Here is a 20,482-nt window from a genome sequence, read left to right as displayed (position 1 = left end):
CAGGCCGTCCTGTGTTGAATGCTGGGTTCCCCCTCGCCCCCCGTATAGTATCTATATATGAGCCCTAGGAGGCATAATGGAAGGACCTCGTTCTCCAATGGAAGCTGAGCTTCCTCAAGTTTTGGATTTTTTGAATAAAAAGCTAAGAAATGAAGCCTCTTGGTCTATCGCCGCAGAGTATCCTACGGCCTTTTCCTCTAACAACTTGCATAACATGCGTATCATTGCCGAGGAGGGCGCTGTCCTTTCTCATGCGGTGCTAAAGCCTCTCATTATCAAATCGCCGCATGTCATCTTTAAAGTGGGTGCCATTGGCTCCGTTGTGACAGATGACCAACACCAAGGTCAGGGATACAGCACACAGATCATCAATGACTGCCTTAAATCCGCCACAGAGCAATCCTGTGATATTGCCATCCTGTGGACCGATCTGTTCGATTTTTATCGTCGTATGGGGTTTGAGCTGGCAGGTTCAGAGATCAGCTTTGTGATCGAAGACGAATTTGACATCCCCCCCATCAATCTGCGCTTCTCTACTGACAATAAAGTCTCTCCAGATGCGATCTATCGCCTCTACGCAGCACATTCCGTGAATTCTGTGCGTACGATTGAAGAAACTCGAAAGTTCCTCTCAATCCCGCAAACCAAGGTTTACACAGCATGGGAAAGCAACGGACAGCTGGCAGCCTATGCCATTGAGGGCAAGGGTGTGGACTTGGGCGGCTATATCCACGAATGGGGCGGCTCTGTTTCCAAACTGATGGCGCTGCTCAGCTTTATTCGTGCACAAAAAGGTCAGCCTTACACCATCATCTGCCCGCGCCATGCACAAAATCTGATTCACTCTTTACAGACTAAAAATGTGACCATGAACAACGGCTTCCTGGGCATGATCAAACTTGTGAACTTTGATCAATTGGCAGCCAAAATCAAGCGCGCCTTCCGTGCAGAAGGTGTCGCGGATATTGTTCTGGAAAAGCACCCGCAACATTTTGTCTTCGGGATCGGTCAGGATCTGTACACCATCAACAACGAAACAGACATGGTTCGCCTGTTGTTTGGCCCTGTGGACTATCGTGCACTGGGAATCTTTAAGGAAGAAACAGTTTTGCAATTTGAAAAAATTCTGCCATTGAATCTTTGGGTCTGGGGATGGGATTCAATATGAAGTATTTCTTAAAACCCCTGCTGTCCGTTCTACTTCTGACTTCCGTAGTGTCCTGCGTGAAAACGCCGGAATTGGAAGACGAAGAAAATCCGTCAACCCTCCAGGAGGTTGCTGGAGCCCTTGGGGATGCCTGGGATAATGCGGAACCTTTGACAATGTCAGCGAATGACTTCGTTCTGCAACGCACTTATCGCAAAATCGAAACCGGCGAAGATAAGCTATGGCTGCAAGAAGGCATCACGATCTCTAAAAAAGAAGAGCGTGAAAACGACTGGCTTTACACTTATCTGTATCAGACCGAAGTGCTGACTTCGGATGGCAACACCCAACAAAGTACACAGGAAGAGCATCGCACAGTGACAAAGGCGGCTCCAGCTGTGGAAGTCATGTCTCGGGCCGCCCGCCTGAAGGGCGAAGTTTCCACCATGGCCGATGACCTGCAGATGTCTTTGGGATACGAGCGGGTTTTGGGTTTGGCCTATGCCTGCCAGCTTTCCGATGCACAACAGAAGGTCTGCAAAGAAACTCTGGGTTACGACAGTTGCGAAATCAAATGCTTCAATCTGAAAGTGTCTGAAGAAATGCGCCCGGCACCGGATCTGATGAAGACACAGCCGAACTGTGGCGGCTTAAGCAATTGCACTATGAAAGTAAAAACTGTGTCGTTTGACTGGGCCGCTTACTACAAAAAGGGTGAAACCACCGAGAAGCAAAAGGTCAATTACAGTGTTTCCATCACTCCGGATCTGCCTTTCTTCTCACGCGTGACGGACTATTGTTATCGCGCTTTGGCAAGTGCCGGTGACCAGAAAGCTCTGGTCACAGTCTGCAATCGATTGGAAAATTATAAAAAGGGCGGCAACTAGTTTCCGCCCTCCTTCATTGCCATGCCCTTGTGAATCCGCTAAGCTAAAGCCTCTTTCGGGAGGTTTTTTATGAAAAAAGTGGCCGTTGTTCTTTCTGGCTGTGGCTTCAAAGACGGAAGCGAAATCACAGAGGCTGTCAGCTTGCTGGTTGGCCTGAACCAAGCCGGAGCCGAAGTTTCCTGTTTTGCTCCCGACATTCAAATTCCCGTGACCGATCACTTGACCGGAAAACCTTCCGGAGAAACTCGCAGCCTTTTGGCTGAATCCGCACGTATTGCTCGCGGTCACATCAAAAGTTTGGACAAGTTGCACGCCAAAGATTTCGATGCAGTGGCATTCCCGGGTGGCTATGGCGCTGCCAAGAATCTTTGCAACTGGGCCGAAAAAGGGGCGCAGTGTGAAGTGAATCCGGAAGTTAAACGTGTGATTCTGGATTTCTATAATTCCAGCAAACCCATCGGTGCTCTTTGCATCGCACCTGTAGTCGTTGCCAAGGTTTTAGGCGATAAAAAAGTCACCGTGACTATCGGGGATGATGCAGAAACCGCCGCCGAAATTCAAAAAACCGGTGCCATTCATGAAGAGTGTCCTGTGAACGATTACATCACAGACCGTGAATCAAAAGTTGTGACCACCCCGGCTTACATGTATGGCGACGCAAAACCTAACGAAGTGTTTGCAGGTATTTTCGGTCTGGCTCACGAATTGGTTGAGTGGGCATAATAATTTTTTAGATAAAGCAACTGAAGTTAGGATTAAAGACAGTTATGAAGCAAGTTGTAGCATTGATTTTTGGTGGCAAATCCGCAGAACATGAAGTCTCTGTCCGTTCGGCAAAGAACATCGCGGATGCTCTGGATAAAGACAAATTCTCTCCGATTCTGATCGGCATCAGTAAAGAAGGAAGCTGGTATCGCTTCCCCGACATGAAAGTCTTCTCTGAAGCGACCAAGATCGTGGATCAATCCCTGCCTGCGAATGCCGAATCCGTGGCTTTGATGTCCTTGCAGGGAAAACCCGTTCTTTACTCTCTTAAAGATCATTCCAAAACACATGTGGATATCGCTTTCCCGATTCTGCATGGAACCATGGGTGAAGACGGCACGATTCAAGGGCTCTTCAAAATGGTTCAATTGCCGTTCGTTGGCTGCGGAGTATGGTCTTCAGCAGCAGGTATGGATAAAGAGATCATGAAACGCCTGTTGCAGGTGGCAAAAATCCCCAACGCAAAATACCTTCTTCTGACTCCACATAACAACCCAAGCTACAACGACGTTGTTGCACAATTGGGAACGCCTTTCTTTATCAAACCAGCCAATGCGGGATCTTCTGTCGGCGTTCATAAAATCAAAACTGCCGAAGATTTTACCGTTAAACTGAAAGACGCCTTCCAATTCGACCACAAAGTTCTGGCGGAAGAGTTTATCCAGGGCCGTGAAATCGAATGTTCGGTGCTGGGCTTGAATCATGCTCCGAAGGCATCCCTGCCAGGCGAGGTGATTCCTCAGCACGAATTTTATTCTTACGAAGCCAAGTATATTGATGACAACGGAGCTTTGCTAAAAATTCCCGCAGAACTGCCCGAGGCAACGATCAAAGCTGTGCAAAAAATGGCGGAACAAACGTATCAAGCCATGGGATGCGACGGCCTGACTCGCGTGGACTTCTTCGTGCGCCCAAATGGTGATCTTTATATCAACGAAATTAACACCATTCCTGGCTTTACTAAGATTTCCATGTATCCAAAAATGTGGGAAGCTTCGGGCTTAAGTTATAAGGATTTGATTACCCAACTTCTGCAGCTAGGGGTTGAAAAGCACCAATCCGAGCAAAAGCTCAAAACCAGCTATCTGGATTAATTTTTCGCAATATTTCACTTTGAGGCCTCTCTTAAAATGAAGGGCTTCAATCTTATGTCCTGATGTTATTCAAAAGAATCTTTTGTTTACAACAATAGTCGTATATGCCGATACATTAGTGCATATGGGATTACGACGTTTTTGGAAATTTCTTTCTGTAGCTAATAAACTCTATATCGTTATCGGAGTTATGGCTCTGCTGATTGCGCTGGAACTGTTCACGCTTTATTTTGCGATGAACAATCTTTCATCCGTCCGTGCCTTTGTTACCGGTGAAAGCATGTGGTCCAAAGGGCAAAAAGACGCCGTATTAAGCCTGCACAAGTATGCACGAACCCGTGATCTCACTTACTACAAGAACTTCCAGGAAAATATAAAAGTCCCTTTGGGTGACTCCAAGGCCCGCATGGCTCTGGAAGAAACACCTCCCAACTACGACAAAGCCTTTGAAGGTTTCCGCGAAGGCAAAGTTCATCCGGATGATATTCCCGGAGTCATTCGCCTGATCACGCGATTCCATGATTTTAAGTATGTAAAAAAAGCCGTCGACATCTGGAGAGAAGGCGATGGCATGACCCAAGAGCTGATTGCCCATGGAAACAACTTGCATGACTTGATCCAAAAAGGCGCTCGCGAAACAGACGTCATCCAGGCTCTTGATAGGGTGGATGCTTTGAACGACCGCCTGACGATTATGGAGGAAGCTTTCTCCAACACTCTCGGTGAAGGCTCTCGCTGGTTGGAACATGTTCTGATGGTGACCTTGATCTTCGCTGTACTGCTTGTGGAAGGCACGGGCTTGCTGCTCACCATTTCTTTCAGTCGTAATCTTTCCAAGGGTCTGTCTGAGCTCAACGATGCCGCGTTCAAGGTCGGCGAAGGCAAGTTTGATGTGGCGGTGCCCGTACGTTCTGGAGACGAGCTGGGACAACTGGCAGAGTCGATCAACAATATGGCCCAGCACCTAAGCAGCAGCATTGGGGAACGTCGTCAGGCGGAGCAAGCCAGTCAGTTAAAAAGTTTGTTCCTGGCAAACATGAGTCATGAAATTCGCACACCTCTGGCGGCAATTATCGGCTTTTCCGATCTGCTAAAGGATTCCCACCTGACCGAAGAGGAACGCCAGCAATACGTCAATATCATTCACCGCACCGGTGAACATCTGACCCGTATTATCAATGACATTCTGGATCTGTCGAAAGTGGAAGCCGGGCATCTGGAACTGGAATCCCACAATGTGAATCTTTCATCCCTGCTCAGCGACCTGCATATTCTGATGGTCGCACGAGTCGGATCAAAACCTGTGCACGTTGAATTCAATCGCCGGGGCCTGATCCCGGATATGATTCGCACAGATTCCTTACGTCTGCGCCAAATCCTGACCAATATTCTGGGGAATGCTGTGAAATTCACAGATGCAGGTTATGTGCGCATGACCTATGAAATTTCGGGTCCTTACCTGGTCTTTACCATCAAGGATACCGGCGTGGGAATTTCCAGTTCACAGCGCAGCCTGTTGTTCCAGGCCTTCAGTCAGATCGACAATTCGATATCACGCAAATATGAAGGCACAGGCTTAGGATTGGTTCTGTCGCGCCGCTTGGCCCAGATGATGGGTGGCGATGTCACTCTAGAAGACGGCGAGTCTGCAAAAGGCAGCACCTTTATTATTAAAATTGCATTGGACATTCCAAACAGTCCAAAGCCCAAACACTCAATGGGACTCCCCAAAGAGGTTCACTTGGGCCAACAACTTTCATCCACTTCAATTTTGTTGGTTGACGATGTCGAGGACAATCGCCTTTTGATTCAAAGAATGCTGGCCAAACGAGGAGCCCACCTGACTCTGGCAACAAACGGTCAGGAAGGACTATCCAAGGCATTGGAAAAGGAATATGACATCATCCTGATGGACATCCAGATGCCCGTGATGGATGGCTATACTGCCACTAAAAAACTTCGCCAGGCCGGATACAAAAAGCCCATCATTGCCCTGACTGCGCACGCGATGAAAGATGATCGCGAACGCTGTATCGAAGCCGGCTGCACGGACTACTTGACCAAACCCGTGCAGGTGGAATCACTCATACAAACGATTCTGAACTATTCGATGGAGAGCAACTAAAAGCAGGTGGCTTTTCCATCTCGGGTGACACACGCGGCTTGAGCGACCCCAGGCTCTCCACTTGCACCAGTGGGCCCCTGCAAGCCATTTGGACCACGGCGTGGTTCCCTGTCAACTGCACAGTCCTGCCCGCCTCTTGATCCAGTTTTCAAGTACCGGCGTACTCCAAAGTCACCCCCAACACCCCCGGCCCCTCCAACTCCGCCGGCCCCTCCAGCTCCTGGGTGCTTCGTCAAGTAGACTGAAAAATCATTTTCTTTTTGAACACTCAACTCCACCGTCCCGCAGTTTCCACCCGCAAAGCCCGCTTGGCCAGAATGCCCCCTTTTTCCAATTTCCCCGGCGACGGAGTTCTGACCAACGCCACAATTCGGCATATCCGTACCGCGCTTCCCTTTCATATCTGGTGTCGGGGGAGCGCCTTCATGCCCATCGCCCCCATCCTCGCCACGCATCTCAATAGTCAAATGTCCACTGGCCGTGCCCACATTCAAAAACAAATGTCCTCCCGAGCGGCCAGAGACCCCTTTGGGAGCTTTAATTCCCTTTTGAAAGGTTCGAATCAATGCTTTCGGAGCTACGGAGAGCTTATTTACATGAATTCGAACTCGGTTCCCGAGTGTGTTCAAGACTGCGCCTTCGTGAAACTCCAACTCTTCAAAGCGGAACTCTAAGTCGCTGACGTCGCGAGGAATAGATTTCAGACCGGCTTGGTACATCTCAAATTCCATTTCTTTTCTTGAAAGAATTTTTCCTTTAAAAACAAAGGCCTCACCGTCAACAACCATTTTCTCGCCTTTGACTTCCTCCACCATAGAGGGCACGACTGGAGCCGCCGGTGCCTGCGGGGAACTCGCATCCGGGACATCACTGTCATCCCGGACCTCAATGCAACCAGCTTGAGCGAACAACACCATCAATGAGCTAATAATCAGAACAACCTTTTTCATGGAAAACCCCTTTTACAAGTTTCAAATGCAAAGGACGCCTTCCAAAATCAGTTCCCCAATAAAACCTTCTGGCTTTCTTTCCGACTCCGGATGCCGGACTTTCGTCTGTGAACAGCTTTTGCATAGTTACATGAATGCTCCGGACAGGAGACTTCGTCAGGACGACGATGAACGCCCCAAGGATAGAGGCAAATGGAATACAACAAGATCAACTACTTCGAAAAAGCCGAATCAGCGCAACACCGCGAGTTCATCATTTCCCAAAACAATTGCATACTTTGCGGCACCGTACTGGAGCTAAAACACATCGCAGACCGCGATCTTTCCGAAGTCAAAGAAGAGGCTTTCTGCCCTCACTGTGAAGTCAAAACCCGCAACCGAACGCACATCCTGAACTAAGTCCAGCCAATGTTTCGACGGGAATCTTGTCAGATGATTGACATTAACGGGTTCCCGTCAAGATCTTAACATCCGAATAGAACGAGCCTGACCAGGACATATCGGGATTGCCGAAGCTGGACTGCTTATGACCAAAGATTGTCTGGCTTTCACCATTCATCCACTGATTCATCCAAACTTGAGCACACTCCAGCTGTGCAATCACCTTGTCCAACTTTTCAGCCGGTCCCCAGATCACTGCGGAATGAGCCAGATAAGATGTATTCACCCATTTGGCGACTTCATGCTGATACTTCACCGGGGTAATTAAAAACAGCGGACCTTGAAGCTCATCCTGCTGCAGAACAGAACAGTTCGGAAGATCAATCATCATCACCGGCTTAACGAAGTATCCAGAGCCCGAAATCTTTTCAGCCCCCCAAGCCACCTTGCCGTGCTCAACAACCCCACCTTGGGTTTTCTTCAAAACATCTTCCACCGCCTCTGCGGAAATCAAAGGGGTCCAGGGTGAAGAGCCAGATGGATCTTTCAGCGGTTCTAACTTATCCAAAGACGCTTTGAGGGCTTCCATAAACTCTTTCTGGAAAGATTCCAGAATAAACAAGCGTGAAGTATTCCAACACAGCTGCCCTTGTCCAATCAGGAACGAGCGCAGGATTTCATCCATGTGATTGGCAAAATCAGCTCCCGCCAGAACAATCGCGGCGTTTTTTACACTTCCAGACAACTGAACTTTTTTAAACTGGGAAAGCCCTGCCTTCGCGATACTTTCCACCGTGCTGGTTTTACCAACGGCCGTGACTGCGTGAATGCTCGGATGCCCGGCAATCACCTTACCCACTTCAGCATCACCTTGCAGAATGTTCACAACACCCGCAGGAACTGCGGCTGCTTGTAAAATCTCTGCCAGAATTTTTGCTGTGATCGGTGATTTTTCGGAAACCTTGACCAAACAAACATTGCCCGCCGCCAGGGCCGGAGCCAGACGTTCCGTAATCAAACGCAGAGACAAGGACCAGGACGCGATGATCCCGACCAGTCCCACTGGCTGCACCAGCATTTGCGTGGGAAGCTCCTGTTTCAAAGATTCTGCCGTCTGACGCAGAATCTGAATTGCGACCTTGACGGAGTTCTCAAGAACAAAACTTTGTGACAATCCCTGATGCAAAGCCTCTTGGTAAGCATAGTCAGAGGCTTTGTCTTCCAAGGCCTGAGCCATCTTGCCGAGCAATAAAGCCCGTTCTTCACGGGGAAGATCTTTAAATGCGGGCATCGCTTTCTTTGCATTTTGAATGGCTTTGATGACATCCATGGCATCTGATGCCGTGACTTCCGCCAGCAGTTGCCCGTCAAAGGGAGAATACTTTGCAATTTTTTTTTGACTGTCGGAAGGAACGAAAGTTCCTCCGATAAAGTTTTGCAGTTCCAACGAAGATCCTAATACAAGTTTTGATTTCGATACTGCATCAGATGATGCGCCAACATGTCGGCATTGAGTATCTCATCCGCCACTCCCAATTCAATGGCTTTCTGAGGAGCGTAAGGAAATTGAGCTTCGTCGGGGTGTTGCACCACAGTGGCGCCACCTGCTTTTTGGACTTCCACCAGACCGTCAACACCATCCGCACCGAATCCCCCCAGCAACACGGCATAAACACCCTTTGAATAGGCCTGCGACGCAGACTGGAACAATACGGTGCTGGATGGAAGCTGCGATGCAACCGGAGCCCCCTTCATGATATTTATCATCGGCCCTTGCGGACGTGACACCACTTTCCCGTGATGTTCAGCAGGAATGAAATACACATGTCCCATACGCAAGAAATCGCCATCTTTGGCAACCACCGGGGTGACTTTGGAACCCGTCTTCAACTTACTGATAAACGCCGTGACAAAGTTGGCGACAGTGCTACACGCCACCACAACCGGCGGAGTATCCGCGGCCAAACCTTTCACAAATTTTTCAAGAGAATCCGCACTTCCGGCATTGCCCCCAAGGACAATCACTTTCAACTCGGCCGCCTTCTTTCTTGGCGCCGTTGAAAGAGTCGCGGCTTTAATCGCTTGAGGTGCCGGAGCCTCTTTAAGTTTTTTCAAGATATTCACCGACGCTGCTGCTCGCACTTTTTCCACGAGCATTCCGGCAAGATCCTTCAAAACTGCCGGATCAAACTGTGACGGCTTATGCACAAACTCGACAGCTCCTAGTTCTAGCGACTTCATCGCCGCTTCCCCAGTGCTGGCCAAAGAGGAAACCATCACCACCGGAATCGGATGATGCTTCATCAGTTTTTCCAAAAACATCACGCCGGACATTTTCGGCATCTCGATATCCAAAGTTAAAACATCCGGCTTCTTGGACAGAATCAATTCCCGGGCCTGATAAGCATCAGCCGCTGCTCCAACGACCTCAAGACCGCTTTTGGTGAACATGTTCGTGAACAGGGTTCGCACGGTCGCTGAATCATCCACCACCAACACTTTCACATTCTTGGCGGCTGCCAAAGGGCGGAAACCTGACAAGTCCACAGGCTTATCAACACTGCCGGACTGAGATGACGAATTATGCAAGACCTCAAAGGTCGCCGTATTCACCTTGATCGTCCGGGCCGATTCACCGGCCACGTTTCGTTCAAGGATGGGAATCCCCAGGTCACGCAGAGCTTTTTCTGCAAACTCGATATTACGCTTACCGATACCGTCACCGATTTGCGCCACACTGATGACGTTTCCACCGCCATAAATTTTTGCCTGCAGCTTGCTGCGATTGGCCCCCAATCGAACACACTCTTCGATCAATAAGGGAATCGCGTGAACCCCGTAGCGGGTGTTGACGTTATCATCCGGAGCCCCGTCAGAAAGCAGATAGTGATTTAAACCACCAACACGCGTGGTTGGGTCGTGCAAGGCCACCGCCACGCAAGAGCCTAAAAGAGTTGAAATGACTGTTTCCTCACGAAAAGCTGCAATTTTTCCGGGAAACAAATAGTGAGTATTCATGCTGCCACCAGTTTTTCAAGATCCAGCACCATAATACTGCGCGAGTCTTTGATAAAAAACTGGCGAATAAAGTCGGCAGACATCATGTCGGGATGGTTTTCAATATTCTGTAGTTCCGCTTCTTTCAGGCTGATCAGGTCTTCAGTGCCGGTCACTTGCAATGAAAAACGCACGCCCTTCTGCTCACAGATCACATAAAAGCGACTGTCAGAATCAACCGCCACAAAGCCATGATCCTGCAGGTTCACAACCGGCACGGCCTCTCCACGGAAGGGAACAACCCCGAGAATCCCGTTTTGGCGATCCGGCAGACTGTACAAGGGCAAGCGCGGACTGATCTCAATCACACTCAAAATGGGAATTGCAAATTCCTGCTGGCCCGATCGGCAGTGCAAAAGAAGCACCTCACGCAGATTCTGGGAATTCAGGGCAAAACGTGTCGCCAGATCCTCACTGTCACATTTTTCCAGCAACAGAGCTTCCGCATAGGCTTTTAAGGTTTTCAGGGCTTTCAGCAGTTCGCTGATACCTTGAATATGTTCGGACTTTTGATCAAAGCCTTCCAGCCACAAAGCCAAATGCTCGAACTCATTGGTTCGCGCATCCACGGCCCAACTGCGGGTCTGTTCGGCGACCTCGCCGCGAATGCGACGCCAGAGATTTTCATCAACCAAGTCTGAAAACTTGTCGATTTCCTTAATCAAACTATCCAAGAAATAGGATTTAAGTTCGGCCGTGAAATCATCACCAAAGAAATCGCTCATGCGGCCTCCCTCTGTTCCTCAGACAATGCCAGCAAGGCAAACATCTTTTCCGGGTCCACGATATAGGTGACCTTTTCATCCGCCAGGATGGAAATTCCTTTAAAGCCCTTTTGTTCCCGGATCAGATTACCAAAAGATTTTACAACAAGATCCGTCTGAGCCTCGATGCGATCCACGATCAAAGCCAGAACCTGATCTTTCACACGAATGAACACCGCAGAGGAGCGGCGAACCGCCTCGTCAGATATTTTTAAATTCAGATTCAGAAGTTCATCGTAGTTCATAAACGGCACCGTCAGTCCGCTGAACTGACAGTAGCGAAGATGTTGAACCGTATTCATTTTCAGTTCTTCACAGGAAGTAATATGAGCCACCGATGACAGCGGCACCGCGAACTGATAGTCACCCCAAACACACAGCAAAGCACTTTCAACCATGATGTGTTGAGGAATCGGAAGTTCCAGATGGAAAGTCGCTCCCAAGCCCGGATGGTTTTCAACTGTGATTCTGCCATTATATTTTTCAACAATAGCCTGCACCACATCCATGCCCACCCCACGCCCGGAAATCGTGGTCACCTTGTCTTTGGTGGAAAAGCCAGCCTGGAAGATAAATTTATAAATTTCGTCTTCCGAAAGATGCTCTGCCGCCTCGGGGGTCACTAAAGCGTTTTTGATCGCCCGCTGCAGAATGCGTTCTTGGTCCAAACCCTTGCCATCATCCTTAAAAATCGCATGCACCGAGCCGCCTTTATCCAGCAGCTGCAAATGCAACGTTCCGATGGAGTTTTTACCCTGCAAAGCCCGTTCAAACTGATCTTCGATCCCGTGATCTATGGAATTTCTGATCAAATGGACAAGGCATTCGTAAAGATCCCGGCCCAGCCCCTTGTCGATCAAAAGCTCCGAACCCACAACTTCCAGATGCACATTTTTGTTGAGCTCTGTGGAGGCCTGGCGAACCAGCACCGGCAAGGCTTGCAAACTGTCACTGGCCTTTTCTTTGCGCACAATTTGGACCTGATTTTGAAATTGATCACAAATCTTTCCCAGATTCTGGGCAAAATCCCCTTGGCGTCGTTCAAAGACCTCCGGCTGAACACGGAAGTTCACCGTCTGATTCATCATTTGGAAAAAGTTTTTCAGGACCAGCAGTTCCCCGGACAACCGCAGGAACTCATTCAACTGACGAGTGGACAACCAAACACCCGCATCATCGCTGGGGTTTGTGGCAAGCGCAGGCTCACGATAACGAGGCAGGTTTGCAGGGGTTTCATTTTCAAAATTGAAACTGCCGTAAGAAGAAATCACCTCAATCGCTTCACTGAGCTCTTCGGGATAAACTTCTCTTTTTTCACGCAAGCTTTGCGCCAGCACTTTAAGAATGCGCGAACTCTTCAGGAATATATCCACACAGTCCTTGGTGACTGGACGGGATTCGCGCTTGATTCGCGTTAGCAGAGCTTCAAACTCATGCGACAGAGAGCCCAGAAGCTGCCCTCCTGGAACTGCACCCACGCTGCCTTTCAATGTGTGTATCTTACGAAAAAGAATATTGAGTTGATCCTGATCTTGCGGATTGGCTTCCAGCTTCAGAATCAGGGAATCAAGATCTTCGAGGATCTCTTTGGACTCCTCAAAAAAAGCACGAGAAACTTCTTCGACTTGCTCAAAATCGATGAAGACAGCGCCTTCCTGCTGTAATGGATCTAGTTCATTTGTATCATCTGCCATTTCTGGGAAGGCCCGCTTTCTGCTTAAGAGGTTTCCAGAATTTTATCGGCATTTCAGGGATTTATCTTAGGTCCGAGGCCTTATTTTAACGAATATAAACCGGCCTCTGAAAAAGGAAGAGCGACCTTTCGGTCGCTCTTGTTAATAGATTCTTTCGAATCCTCGGCGAAGGTCCTGTCGTCCTAAGAGGACGCCACCTCCGCCTTGGTTATGTCTACGTGTTTAACCATAAGCATCACCTCCTTACCAGCCCCAATAGAAGCTTGTATTCATGGTACTATGGTCACACTGTGATTTGCCACTTTTCCGAGGTCCAGTTTTCACTTCCTCAGTTCAAAGTGAATCAAGTTATTACAACGACTTGATGAACTGAATCAAAGCGGCGCGATCCGTTTTGGGAAGTTGAGTAAAGCGAGTCTTGGAGTACTCGGCCTCTCCACCGTGCCACAAAATAGCTTCTTCCAAAGTGCGGGCCCGACCATCATGCAGGAATCCGGCACGTGGATTGATCGTCTGAGTATGCCCCATACCCCACAGTGGACGAGTCTTCCACTCACGGCCATCAGCCTCGAAATCCTGACGTCCATCCGCAAGGCCTTCACCCATATCGTGCAAAAGCATATCGGTATATGGATAGATTTTTTGATTCGCAAAGGCCGGGATCGGATGTTCACCCGTTGTGAAGCTTGGTTGATGGCAAGTTGTGCAGCTGACCTGATGGAAGATGCCCGCACCACGAATCACCTCAGCTTCTGTCGCCCCACGACGCGCTGGAACTGCCAAAGTCTGGGAATAGAACACCAGATCGTTGGCCACCTGAGCACTGGCCTCCAAAGCCTGACTTGGTTGGCGACCGCTGTTGAAAGCCTCCAGCAGCGGGGTTCCTGCGATACTTTCAGCAGGGAATGCATAGTTCGTCACACCGATATCACCACGCAAAGCACCTAATGACTGATGCAAGACGGAGGGAGTATTGTTTTTCAATCCAAAGCGCCCCATGGACACCGGATACGGATCACCCGCCATGCTTTTTTCAATATCGAAGACGTAGTTGGCTTTACCGCTGACACCTTCCGCAGAAAGGTCCCGAGCCGCCAATGCCAGAATGTCGGATTCCTTGATCGCCTCAAGCAATCCAAGACCGATCATCGGAGTTCCAATACGAGCCCCCATCTTCACGTCTTTTTCGTAAAGACGACTTTTTGTCTCGCCAGTCACGGAATCAAAATATTCGTCATACGCCCCGGTGACTTTGAAAACCGGCTTGCGTAATTCTGCTGTCTCACCGTCTGGATAAGTGAATGTGGTTTTATCGTATTTCATCCATACTTGCGCCTGACCTGTGCCTGGAAGATCTTCACGAACACCCAACGACCCCAAGTGGAACAACTGGTCTGAAAAACCTGGAACCGGGACCGGAGCTCCCCAATGATTTTCCTGGGTCTTCGGACGCTTTACACCGTCCTCAATACTGATGCGCAGGAAGACAGCTTCATTCTGACGAAGCAAAACCCACTCTTTGTTGAAAGGGACCACGGGCAAAGCACCCCGACCATCTTTGGAGTGGCAGGCATTGCAGCTGGTGTTGTTATAAACAGGCCCCAAGCCATGATCAAAACGACTGGCATCATCAGAGAAATTTCTCTCAAAAAGAGCATCGCCAGTCAGATGACGGGCGATCTCTTCTTCAGACAAATTTGCAGCCGGGTTACGGAAGGCCCAGATTGATTGCCCTTTGAAGAATACGGTTGTATCCCCTCCGGACTTCTCTGCGTGCACATAATCCATGTCAACTTGTGGAGCGGCGATCGCCGCTCCTGCCATAAGATTCAATACAGATAAAACAATCCAAGCCTTCATATATTTTCCCGACTACATATCTAGAGTTGGAAGAACTTCAGATTCCAAAAGTGCATGAAGAGCATTCAGCGCTTCAATCGCAGTCTGAGTACGCGCACGACCATCTTTTGTAAGGATGGCCTGACCGAAGTCACCACCGTTAGCTGGGCTGATCGCCTGGATCAACTGCATGCAGTTCAGGATGTCAGATTCAACACGAGCGGCCAACGCCACATCCACTTTTTCAACCAAAGCTTTTACGCCAGGGCCTTTGGTTTGTTTGTAGTGACCAGTGTAAATGCTGTAAACAGAACGGATATTGTGAGTGAAGTCATTCAAAGAGTTCCATGCAAATGGAGATTCCACCAACGCCATATTTGCAGAACCGATATCCGCACCCATTGGGTCAGACATTTTACCATTGGCAACTTCGTCCACGATACCCATCATACCTTGAACGAATTCTTCCATAACGGCTCTTTCAGAAGAGTAGAATTCATTGTTCATGCCCGGCGTGCTGATAACTTTCACATAACCCGGAGCTTTTGGGTTTTCCGGATCATAGTTTGTAGTCCAAGCATGAGCCAACTCTGCAGTGTGTTCTGCCAACAATTGAGCGGAAGCCTGCAAGTACTGAAGTTGTTTTGCAGTCAAAGCAGACACTGGTTTTGTGTTGCTGGTTTTACCATCACCAAACAAAAGGTACTCAAGAGTATGGAAGCCCTGAAGGTTTGTACCCAAACCACGTACCAAATCAGTTGTGATCGCGCGGTTGGAATTCATCACCGCATCAAGATCCAACTTGTTCAATGGCCAAGTATCAAGCAATGGATCAATACCCAAAGAGTCCACCGGACCAAACAAGAATGATTCAGAACTTTCCCAAGGAATACGAGCTGCACGCCAAGCGGCTTGAGCTTTATCCAGATTTTCCTGATTTACATTGGCCGCCAAAACGTCAACTGCTTGGGACAATTCGGCAGTTTTTGCAGCCAGATCATTGTACGTCGCAAGAATCACGTTATAAGAAACGTGATTGATAATTTCTTTGTTGGAAGCCGCTTGTGCTGTAACACCAGCAAAAGCCAAAGCTGCCACCATCAGTTTAAGAGCTTTCATTTATAAGTCTCCTTATGGTTGTTTATAAAAATCTAAAATCTATTTTTCAAAAGCGGACAAATCGAAACCAAAGGCCACGTTCGCCTGATAAGTTTCCGGCAAACCTTGCAGCTCGGTTTTGTCCCGAGAGTACTGAACCTTCATGAAGGCCGCCGTGTCCCACATCCACATGAAACCACCGGAACGACGGCTGACATCGTAACGTGGATTCTTTGTGATATTGCCTTTAACATCTGCAAACGTATTTACGTGCTCTGCTTTCACATAGAACACCAAACCCGGAGCTTCCCAGTCATAAGAAAGCTGCACACTTTCCAAACGGGCCTTGGAACCCAATGGGGCAAATGCTTTTGGCTTGGCAAGACCACCCAAAGTGGCATTGGCCGCGGACACTTTATCTGCATTAGTCAAAGAGCCCTCAATGTACTCAGCCGCAATTCCCAAACCATTCCATTTATAGTTCCCCATCACAGTCGTGATTCTGACCTCACCAGGAACTTTCAGTTTATCCACCTTGTAGCGGTTGTCCGTTGTATCGCCCACGTACTGAGCGATCGCCACGCCTTTTCCTTTCGCAACACTGCCCCACTCCAAGCTTGCAACCGTCGCAAGATTGTCGGCATTCATATTTTCAAAGTGGCGCTGATATCCGCCGCCCACCCATGAATAGGTACGGAAGAATTCCGAGTTCAGACCGTTCACCAAAGATAGACGCCCTGTGAACCCACGATATTTCTGTTCAACAGAAACACCTGTTTCAGTCCAGCCCAATGGGATCATGCGGGATTCAAGGTCGGATGCCAGAATGGTTGGGTAACGGTGCGGTTTGCTCAGCACTGTACCCAAAGAAATGAACAATGGGAACTTACCGATTTTCAATGCAGTGTTGGTTTTCTTGAAATCTTTTTTGTAAACGATCTCCTTAAGAACAATCTCGCCACCTTTTTCGATTTCCTGCTCAAACTCACCGAACTCTTCAAAAGGATCGAACTCGACCGTCGTACCCACGCCACCGTGTTCAATTTCAACTTCAAATTCCACTTTAGCGCTGTCATTCAGGAGGTATTCACCTTCAAAGGCGAACTCTGCCAGATCCATGGAACGACGAACGATAGGCTCCAGATTCTGGACCGTTTTAAAAGTCTCGCGCTGACTGAAAGAGATATAACCGTAAGAAGTAAACTCAAACTGCGGGAAGTCTTTTTTCACTTCCGGCACCGGGGCAGTTTGTGTCACCTCCGCAGGAGTCTCTTCCGTTTTTTCAGACGCAGGCTGAACCACAGTGGTGGTCGTTGTCGTCGTGGTTGTAGTGGAAACTCCCTGAGCGTGAGCTGCGGAAGAAAGAGCAAAAAGGATAGATAGGGCCCATTTCATTTATCAAGATCTCCGTGAGGCCCGTTTGTAGGCCTGCGCCCTAGAAAGGTAAAGGGGCGCGTTAAGATTTCTCGATAACTGAGAAGGATCTGAATGCCAGATGAAAACTTATTGATAACAAGGGGAAATGATGTGGAAACTCATGGATCTCTCAGACTGGGGTGGCCATTTTCTTCATGAACTCTTGGACCGAACAGGCTTCCAAAGCCCCCAATCCTTGGCCCGCCCAAAGCGACTGAAAATCGGTCTGTCCCAACTCTTGGGCTCTTCTGCGAAGTGGGGTCGTCAGCCAATGCTGAAGCGGATAATCCGGAGTTTCCTGCTCATGGATCTTCATTTCTTGAGCAAATCTATTAGTCAGCCCTCGGGCCCACCGACCTGTGAACACCTTGATCATTTCAGACTGCTCCGGGCTTGCTGACAGCAATGCCTGCTTATATTCCTTGGAAGCACCACTTTCGTGACAGACCAAAAAGGCCGTACCCACCTGGATGGCAGAAGCGCCAGCCTTCATCATTCTTTCAAATCCAGAACGACTGTAAATACCCCCTGCTGCAATCACCGGGATCTTTAAGATGGAAGACAATACGCTGACTAGCTCCTCCACGGGGATCATTTCAAAAGAATCTCCGATAAAAGATCCTCGATGCCCGCCAGCCTCCGCCCCTTGCGCCACGACGGCATCACAACCCTGCTTTTGCAGCACAAGAGCTTCCGCCAATGTTGTGGCCGTTCCCATGACATAAACATCTTGAGACTTCAAAGTTGCCATTTGCTCAGGGCTCAAAGTACCGAACGTAAAACTGAACGCCGGCACTCTTTCCTGCACAACCACATCCCATTGTTTTTCAAATAGCGTGGGGTCAAAGTTCAGCTCAGGCACATCGGAAAGACCCAGCTCGCGATAGTAAGGCGTCAGCCACGTTTTCATTCTGGCGACCTGAAGCGGATCAATTTGAGGGTGTGTGGGAATAAACAGATTTACTGAAAAAGGTTTTTTCGTTCGAGCCTTCACCGCCCGAATCAGCAGCCGTAAGGAATCCGGAGACATATAGCCCGCACCGATAGATCCCAACCCGCCATGTTCGGACACTTCAGAGACCAACTCCGCTGTTGTGAACCCACCAGCCATGGGCCCTTGGATGAGCGGTGTTGGTGTCAGTGTCCATTCCATGGAAAGCTCCTATTTAAACATGAACTTAAAACGCGGCACCTTTTCACCATTAACGTCCACCAGCTCATTCCACATATGAGCGGGACGACTCCACAATCGGCCCACTGGATTGTCATAGAGAGATTCATACAAAACCACATCTTCCAGCGTTTCGCTGTGATGACCAAGGCCGATGACCCGATAGAGTCTGCCTTTGTAATGCTGATAGATGGCTCCGGGAATGATCTCCGTCTTAGGCTGAGTGTTCTGCATTTCTATCTTCCCGCCTCTTTCAGAAGCTTGGCTTTTTCCTTTTCATACAGATCAAAGGACTCGTTGATGATCTTCAGCGTTTCCGGCAAATCCAGGAAACCTTCCACTTCGACTTTCTTGTTTTCCAGGCCTTTATAGATCTCAAAGAAATTTCTGATTTCTTTCAACTGATGAGGTGCCAGATCCTTGATCGTTTGCACATGAGCCATCTCGGGATCATCTTCATGGACGGCAATCACTTTGTCGTCAGATTCCCCTTGATCAATCATGCGCATACAACCCACCGGGCGCGCTCGCATCAAAGAAAGAGGAAAGACCTCGGCCTGCCCCAATACCAAAATGTCCAATGGGTCGTTGTCACCGCAATAGCTGCGGGGAATGAATCCATAGTTTGCCGGGTAATGGACCGAGCTATAAAGCACCCGATCCACTTTCAACAAACCTGAAGCCTTATCCAATTCAAACTTAGTTTTAGACCCTTGAGGGATTTCAATCAAAGCCGTCACAATCTGCGGAGCTTTTTCACCAGGACTGATGTCATGCCAAGGATTCATAGGACCTCCAACGAAATTAAAGACTTTCCAGATGCTTGATAATTTCAGACTGAATCTGCTTCATCTCCGCCTCAGAGCGACGTTGCGCCCTTTTAAAATCCAGATCCGGAATGGACCACGCCGGGATCAGGTGCAAGTGATAATGAGGCACCTCAAAGCCTGCCACCATCTGGCCCACGCGTGGCGACCCTGCGGCCTTCAGAATGGCTTTGCCGATTTTCTGGGATACTTTATGAAGATGCGCATAGGTCTCCGCGGGAACTTCGGTCCAATGATTGATCTCTTCTTTGCTGATGACCAGCGTGTGACCCAAATTAACCTGATCCAAAGCCAGGAAAGAAAGAACGCGATCATCTTCATAGATTTTATAACAAGGCAATTCGCCAGAAATGATTTTAGTGAATACGGAAGCCATGAGTTCTCCTTCAAATTATCAGAACAGAAAAATCATGCCTTAATCTGAGACGTTTGGCCAGTCCTCCACAATTGTTCAACACTCCCCATTAAGAATAGAAGTCGGTCTGAGATAAACCCTATGGTAGGCTGGAGCTTATGAACACAATTTTCTTACTCGAAGATGATCCCGTGATTGGCAAGGCTGTTCAGTTGCAACTTGAACTGGAAAATTACAAAGTCGATTGGGTCCAATCCATTGCCGACGCCAAACGCCAAAGCAAAATCAGCCAAGCCGATATGTTTTTGCTGGATATCAATTTGCCCGATGGCAGCGGTCTTGATTTCTGCCAATGGCTGCGAACAGAAGGACTTAAGAATCCCGTGGTCTTTTTGACTGCACGTACGGACGAAGAAAGTGTGATTCAAGGATTCGATCAGGGAGCCAACGACTATGTTCGCAAACCCTTCAGCCAGCGCGAACTGACGGCCCGTATCCGCAACCAACTTGCTGACAACAAGCCCTCTTTGGATCTGGTGCGTTTTGGCGGACTGACTTTGATTAAAAACCAGCAGGTCCTGAAAAATGGTGAGTCTTTGATCAATCTGAACCGTCGCGAGTTTGAAATTCTGACAGCTTTCTTTGAGCATCCTGAAACGATTGTCACCCGCGAACAATTAATTGAACGACTGGCTTCTGGAGAAGAAATCTACGACCGCACGGTGGATTCCCATATCAGCCACATTCGTTCCAAGCTGCAAAAAAACGGGGTCACGGCGGTGAAGATCAACTCTGTCTATGGCCAGGGTTATCGTCTGGAAAAAGCCATTTAGTTTTATCTGTCCATCTCATTCTGATCACAAGGTCCTAACTCCATAGTCACTCAATACTTGCCCGCTAGCATAAGATTCA

The 20,482-nt window shown here is 48.7% G+C and carries 19 protein-coding genes; 7 read left to right on the top strand and 12 right to left on the bottom strand.

The genetic code is table 11. The annotated features are described in order from the left end of the window. The first annotated feature begins 76 nt into the window (after positions 1-76). The 5 genes from ACES2G_RS02600 to ACES2G_RS02580 all read left to right on the top strand — a co-directional run bounded on the left by ACES2G_RS02600 (position 77) and on the right by ACES2G_RS02580 (position 6,018). Entirely contained in the window at positions 77-1,168 is a 1,092-nt protein-coding gene (locus ACES2G_RS02600) for a GNAT family N-acetyltransferase (protein WP_347356188.1), read from the top strand. Beyond that, positions 1,165-2,034: a hypothetical protein gene (locus ACES2G_RS02595; protein ID WP_374001242.1), complete on the top strand. Its 870-nt coding sequence runs from the start codon at positions 1,165-1,167 to the stop codon at positions 2,032-2,034. The genes ACES2G_RS02600 and ACES2G_RS02595 overlap by 4 nt, the downstream gene beginning before the upstream one ends. Before the next feature lie 69 nt (positions 2,035-2,103). Continuing rightward, complete coding sequence (gene elbB / locus ACES2G_RS02590) at positions 2,104-2,757, top strand: isoprenoid biosynthesis glyoxalase ElbB (RefSeq protein WP_347356184.1); 654 nt, start codon at positions 2,104-2,106, stop codon at positions 2,755-2,757. Between the two features lie 44 nt (positions 2,758-2,801). Beyond that, complete coding sequence (locus ACES2G_RS02585) at positions 2,802-3,893, top strand: D-alanine--D-alanine ligase family protein (protein ID WP_347356183.1); 1,092 nt, start codon at positions 2,802-2,804, stop codon at positions 3,891-3,893. Between the two features lie 190 nt (positions 3,894-4,083). Continuing rightward, positions 4,084-6,018 (top strand): response regulator, encoded by a 1,935-nt coding sequence (locus ACES2G_RS02580; RefSeq protein ID WP_347356181.1) that lies wholly within the window; start codon positions 4,084-4,086, stop codon positions 6,016-6,018. On the opposite strand, the gene ACES2G_RS02575 is transcribed toward ACES2G_RS02580, so the two are convergent. After that, on the bottom strand, positions 6,015-6,968 hold the full coding sequence (locus tag ACES2G_RS02575) for a hypothetical protein (RefSeq protein WP_347356179.1): 954 nt from the start codon (positions 6,966-6,968) through the stop codon (positions 6,015-6,017). The genes ACES2G_RS02580 and ACES2G_RS02575 overlap by 4 nt on opposite strands. A gap of 192 nt (positions 6,969-7,160) precedes the next feature. Between ACES2G_RS02575 and ACES2G_RS02570 the strand changes: the two genes are divergently transcribed. After that, the gene (locus tag ACES2G_RS02570; protein WP_347356176.1) at positions 7,161-7,367 is read left to right on the top strand and encodes a hypothetical protein; all 207 of its coding nucleotides are present in this window, start codon (positions 7,161-7,163) and stop codon (positions 7,365-7,367) included. Positions 7,368-7,410: 43 nt separating this feature from the next. On the opposite strand, the gene ACES2G_RS02565 is transcribed toward ACES2G_RS02570, so the two are convergent. The 11 genes from ACES2G_RS02565 to ACES2G_RS02515 form a co-directional block, all read right to left on the bottom strand. Continuing rightward, a complete protein-coding gene (locus ACES2G_RS02565; RefSeq protein WP_374001239.1) occupies positions 7,411-8,796 on the bottom strand; it encodes an aldehyde dehydrogenase family protein in 1,386 nt (461 codons plus the stop codon). An 8-nt stretch (positions 8,797-8,804) separates the two neighbouring features. After that, on the bottom strand, positions 8,805-10,367 hold the full coding sequence (locus ACES2G_RS02560) for a chemotaxis protein CheB (protein ID WP_347356172.1): 1,563 nt from the start codon (positions 10,365-10,367) through the stop codon (positions 8,805-8,807). Further along, positions 10,364-11,131, bottom strand: a complete 768-nt coding sequence (locus ACES2G_RS02555) for a chemotaxis protein CheW (RefSeq protein WP_347356170.1) — start codon at positions 11,129-11,131, stop codon at positions 10,364-10,366. Before ACES2G_RS02555 ends, ACES2G_RS02560 begins: the two co-directional genes overlap by 4 nt. Continuing rightward, entirely contained in the window at positions 11,128-12,864 is a 1,737-nt protein-coding gene (locus tag ACES2G_RS02550) for an ATP-binding protein (protein ID WP_347356168.1), read from the bottom strand. Before ACES2G_RS02550 ends, ACES2G_RS02555 begins: the two co-directional genes overlap by 4 nt. Before the next feature lie 351 nt (positions 12,865-13,215). After that, positions 13,216-14,724, bottom strand: coding sequence for a di-heme oxidoredictase family protein (locus ACES2G_RS02545; protein ID WP_374001237.1), 1,509 nt, complete (start codon positions 14,722-14,724; stop codon positions 13,216-13,218). A gap of 12 nt (positions 14,725-14,736) precedes the next feature. Continuing rightward, positions 14,737-15,822 (bottom strand): imelysin family protein, encoded by a 1,086-nt coding sequence (locus ACES2G_RS02540; protein ID WP_374001236.1) that lies wholly within the window; start codon positions 15,820-15,822, stop codon positions 14,737-14,739. Between the two features lie 39 nt (positions 15,823-15,861). Next, positions 15,862-17,196: a hypothetical protein gene (locus ACES2G_RS02535; protein WP_347356164.1), complete on the bottom strand. Its 1,335-nt coding sequence runs from the start codon at positions 17,194-17,196 to the stop codon at positions 15,862-15,864. Between the two features lie 151 nt (positions 17,197-17,347). Next, positions 17,348-18,370: a nitronate monooxygenase gene (locus tag ACES2G_RS02530; RefSeq protein ID WP_347356162.1), complete on the bottom strand. Its 1,023-nt coding sequence runs from the start codon at positions 18,368-18,370 to the stop codon at positions 17,348-17,350. Positions 18,371-18,379: 9 nt separating this feature from the next. Next, the gene (locus tag ACES2G_RS02525; RefSeq protein WP_347356161.1) at positions 18,380-18,622 is read right to left on the bottom strand and encodes a DUF1653 domain-containing protein; all 243 of its coding nucleotides are present in this window, start codon (positions 18,620-18,622) and stop codon (positions 18,380-18,382) included. A gap of 2 nt (positions 18,623-18,624) precedes the next feature. After that, on the bottom strand, positions 18,625-19,176 hold the full coding sequence (locus ACES2G_RS02520; protein ID WP_347356159.1) for an inorganic diphosphatase: 552 nt from the start codon (positions 19,174-19,176) through the stop codon (positions 18,625-18,627). Positions 19,177-19,192: 16 nt separating this feature from the next. Then, positions 19,193-19,591 (bottom strand): HIT family protein, encoded by a 399-nt coding sequence (locus ACES2G_RS02515; protein WP_347356158.1) that lies wholly within the window; start codon positions 19,589-19,591, stop codon positions 19,193-19,195. A 137-nt stretch (positions 19,592-19,728) separates the two neighbouring features. On the opposite strand from ACES2G_RS02515, the gene ACES2G_RS02510 reads away from it, so the two are divergent. Beyond that, the gene (locus ACES2G_RS02510) at positions 19,729-20,403 is read left to right on the top strand and encodes a response regulator transcription factor (RefSeq protein ID WP_347356156.1); all 675 of its coding nucleotides are present in this window, start codon (positions 19,729-19,731) and stop codon (positions 20,401-20,403) included. Positions 20,404-20,482: the final 79 nt, after the last annotated feature.

The sequence above is a fragment of the Bdellovibrio bacteriovorus genome, assembly GCF_041888015.1.
Classification (GTDB): Bacteria; Bdellovibrionota; Bdellovibrionia; order Bdellovibrionales; family Bdellovibrionaceae; genus Bdellovibrio.
Note: the sequence above shows the minus strand (reverse complement) of the source record. Positions and strands in the feature narration are given on the sequence as shown.

Bases quoted from the DNA above. Each gene is read 5' to 3' on its own strand.
- ACES2G_RS02525 (WP_347356161.1), bottom strand. From the start codon at position 18,622: ATGCAGAACACTCAGCCTAAGACGGAGATCATTCCCGGAGCCATCTAT.
- ACES2G_RS02575 (WP_347356179.1), bottom strand. From the start codon at position 6,968: ATGAAAAAGGTTGTTCTGATTATTAGCTCATTGATGGTGTTGTTCGCT.
- ACES2G_RS02555 (WP_347356170.1), bottom strand. From the start codon at position 11,131: ATGAGCGATTTCTTTGGTGATGATTTCACGGCCGAACTTAAATCCTAT.
- ACES2G_RS02595 (WP_374001242.1), top strand. From the start codon at position 1,165: ATGAAGTATTTCTTAAAACCCCTGCTGTCCGTTCTACTTCTGACTTCC.
- ACES2G_RS02580 (WP_347356181.1), top strand. From the start codon at position 4,084: ATGGCTCTGCTGATTGCGCTGGAACTGTTCACGCTTTATTTTGCGATG.
- ACES2G_RS02600 (WP_347356188.1), top strand. From the start codon at position 77: ATGGAAGGACCTCGTTCTCCAATGGAAGCTGAGCTTCCTCAAGTTTTG.
- ACES2G_RS02510 (WP_347356156.1), top strand. From the start codon at position 19,729: ATGAACACAATTTTCTTACTCGAAGATGATCCCGTGATTGGCAAGGCT.
- ACES2G_RS02535 (WP_347356164.1), bottom strand. From the start codon at position 17,196: ATGAAATGGGCCCTATCTATCCTTTTTGCTCTTTCTTCCGCAGCTCAC.
- ACES2G_RS02520 (WP_347356159.1), bottom strand. From the start codon at position 19,176: ATGAATCCTTGGCATGACATCAGTCCTGGTGAAAAAGCTCCGCAGATT.
- ACES2G_RS02530 (WP_347356162.1), bottom strand. From the start codon at position 18,370: ATGGAATGGACACTGACACCAACACCGCTCATCCAAGGGCCCATGGCT.
- ACES2G_RS02515 (WP_347356158.1), bottom strand. From the start codon at position 19,591: ATGGCTTCCGTATTCACTAAAATCATTTCTGGCGAATTGCCTTGTTAT.
- elbB (WP_347356184.1), top strand. From the start codon at position 2,104: ATGAAAAAAGTGGCCGTTGTTCTTTCTGGCTGTGGCTTCAAAGACGGA.
- ACES2G_RS02550 (WP_347356168.1), bottom strand. From the start codon at position 12,864: ATGGCAGATGATACAAATGAACTAGATCCATTACAGCAGGAAGGCGCT.
- ACES2G_RS02540 (WP_374001236.1), bottom strand. From the start codon at position 15,822: ATGAAAGCTCTTAAACTGATGGTGGCAGCTTTGGCTTTTGCTGGTGTT.
- ACES2G_RS02570 (WP_347356176.1), top strand. From the start codon at position 7,161: ATGGAATACAACAAGATCAACTACTTCGAAAAAGCCGAATCAGCGCAA.
- ACES2G_RS02545 (WP_374001237.1), bottom strand. From the start codon at position 14,724: ATGAAGGCTTGGATTGTTTTATCTGTATTGAATCTTATGGCAGGAGCG.
- ACES2G_RS02560 (WP_347356172.1), bottom strand. From the start codon at position 10,367: ATGAATACTCACTATTTGTTTCCCGGAAAAATTGCAGCTTTTCGTGAG.
- ACES2G_RS02585 (WP_347356183.1), top strand. From the start codon at position 2,802: ATGAAGCAAGTTGTAGCATTGATTTTTGGTGGCAAATCCGCAGAACAT.